Origin of the sequence: Phenylobacterium sp. (genome assembly GCF_031412415.1) — a bacterium.
Classification (GTDB): Bacteria; Pseudomonadota; Alphaproteobacteria; order Caulobacterales; family Caulobacteraceae; genus Phenylobacterium.
Genome location: NZ_JANOCX010000087.1, coordinates 1 through 1,917, shown reverse-complemented (window position 1 = coordinate 1,917; position 1,917 = coordinate 1). Strand labels below are relative to the sequence as shown.

Below are 1,917 nucleotides of genomic sequence, written 5' to 3'. Positions count from 1 at the left end.
CACATGAAGCCGACCGCCAACGGCGAGATTTTCGATATGGGCGTGGCCTCGGCCGCCCACACCACCTTGCCGCTGCCTTCCATCGTGGAGGTGACCAACCTCGACAACGGCAAGGCGATCAAGGTGCGGGTCAACGACCGCGGCCCGTTCGTCGGCGGCCGGGTGATCGACCTGTCGCGGGAGGCCGCGCGCCAGCTCGGCTATGATCGCCAGGGCACCGCCAATGTCCGCGTGCGCTATGTGGGGCCGGCCGAGCTGGGCCCGCCGGACGCTGGCCTGCGCCACGCCGCCTATGACGGATCGCCCGCGCCCGGCGCGACCCTTCCTTCGGCGCCCATCGCCTATTCGGGCCTCGCCGCGCCGACCGCCGTGGCCTCCGCGCCGCTCCCGACGCTCGCCTCGGCCCCTGCGCCGAGAGCCATCCCCGTCAGTTCCGGCGGGTACAAGGTTCAAGCCGGCGCCTTCTCTGACGCCGGCAACGCCCGCCGCGTCGCCGATCAGTTGGCGGCAGCAGGCCCCGCGACCATCGAACCGGTGCAGCGCGCCGACGGGGTCACCCTCTACCGCGTGATGCTGGCCGGGGGCGCCGACGAGGGCGAGGCCTGGACGGTGCGGGATCGGGTGGCGTCCTACGGCTTCGCCGAGGCTCGCGTCGTTCGGCCCTTCTAGGGCGCTGGACAAAGCCGGCGAACCGGCCAATTTGGCCGCGTGGCACGTGGTCGGTTCATCACTTTCGAAGGCGGCGAGGGCGCCGGAAAATCGACACAGGTCAAACGCCTGGTCGAGCGCCTGCGTGCGGCCGGCCATGAGGTGGTCGCCACCCGTGAGCCCGGCGGCTCACCCGGCGCGGAGTCGATCCGCGACCTGGTCCTGAAGGGCTCGGCCGATCGCTGGAGCCCGGCGACCGAGACTCTGCTGATGTACGCAGCCCGCCGCGACCACATCGAGCGCGTCATCACGCCGGCCCTGGCGCGCGGGGCCTGGGTGGTTTGCGACCGCTTCGCCGACTCCACGCGGGCCTATCAGGGCGGTGCGGGTGGGGTAGAACCCGACCTGATCGCGGCGCTGGAGGACCATGTGATGGGCGCGGCCAGACCCGACCTGACGCTGGTCTTCGACCTGCCGGTTGAGGTGGGCCTGGCGCGCGCCGAGGTCCATGCCGCCGCCGCGGGCCACGCCGAGACGCGCTTTGAGTCCAAGGGCGTCGCCTTCCACGAGCGTCTGCGCGCGGCGTTCAAGGCCATCGCGGCGGCCGAACCCAACCGCTGCGTCTTGATCGACGCGGCCGACGGCATCGAGGGCGTCGAGGCTCAGGTTTGGAACGCGGTGTCCGCGCGGCTGACGGTCCATGGCTGAGCACCACCCCAACGAGACCTTTACCCTGCAGGGGCACGAGGCCGCCGAGGCGTCCTTCGAGGACGCGCGCGAACGAGGACGCCTGCACCACGCCTGGCTGTTGACGGGACCGGAAGGGGTCGGCAAGGCCACCTTCGCCTACCGCGCCGCGCGTCGCCTGCTGGGTGCGCCGGCCGAGCCGAACTATGGGATACTGGGCGCCGCGCCGGATCATCCGGTCAGCCGCCAGATCATCGCCCACTCGCACCCCGATATCCTGGTGCTGGAGCGGGTGGGCGAGGACGGCAAGCCGCGCAAGGTCATCCCGGTCGACGAGGCCCGCAAGCTCTCGGAGTTCTTCTCCAAGTCGCCCGCCACGGCGCCGCACCGGGTGGCGATCATCGACGCCGCCGACGACCTCAACGTCAACGCCGCCAACGCGGTGCTGAAGACTCTGGAGGAACCGCCGTCGCGCGGAGTCCTGCTGCTGGTCTCCCATTCGCCGGGACGGCTGCTGCCGACCATCCGCTCGCGGTGTCGCCGGCTGGCCTTCCACGCCCTGCCGGAGGATGAGGTCGCCGC

Annotated in this window: 3 protein-coding genes; all 3 read left to right on the top strand. The window is 71.6% G+C overall.

All coding sequences use genetic code 11. The features are described from left to right. On the top strand, positions 1-669 hold a 669-nt coding region (locus RMO04_RS04665; RefSeq protein ID WP_309643631.1), incomplete at its 5' end, for a septal ring lytic transglycosylase RlpA family protein. A gap of 39 nt (positions 670-708) precedes the next feature. Then, complete coding sequence (gene tmk, locus RMO04_RS04660) at positions 709-1,356, top strand: dTMP kinase (protein ID WP_309643630.1); 648 nt, start codon at positions 709-711, stop codon at positions 1,354-1,356. After that, the coding region (locus RMO04_RS04655; RefSeq protein ID WP_309643629.1) for a DNA polymerase III subunit delta' at positions 1,349-1,917 on the top strand (569 nt) is incomplete at its 3' end. The genes tmk and RMO04_RS04655, both read left to right, overlap by 8 nt.